This is a genomic window from Rhizobium sp. H4 (genome assembly GCF_003013335.1).
Classification (GTDB): Bacteria; Pseudomonadota; Alphaproteobacteria; order Rhizobiales; family Rhizobiaceae; genus Rhizobium; species Rhizobium sophoriradicis.
In genome coordinates, this window is the sequence record NZ_PSOW01000067.1 from 1 (window position 1) to 246 (window position 246).

1 pseudogene is annotated in these 246 nt (G+C 70.7%); it reads right to left on the minus strand.

The features are described from left to right. Nucleotides 1-165: 165 nt before the first annotated feature. A pseudogene (locus C4N04_RS31490) lies at nucleotides 166-246 on the minus strand (cation:proton antiporter); the annotation flags it as partial.

Here is a 246-nt window from a genome sequence, read left to right on the forward strand (position 1 = left end):
CCAATGCGCTAGCGGCACCGGGGCGGTCACCAAGGCGGCGGAGAGATCGACGGTGATTGGGGCGGCCATCAGGTGCGGCCTCCGGGATGGTCGGGGGCGTGCCGCAGGGTACCCCCCTCTGCCCGGCAGGGCAGAGGGGGGTGAGCATCCGCACCGGCATTCGCGTCAATACCCCAATGGTGGCAGCGGCCGGTCGTCGGGTTCGGCGGCACGCATTTCGCTGGTGTCGTCGGTGCCGAGATCCTG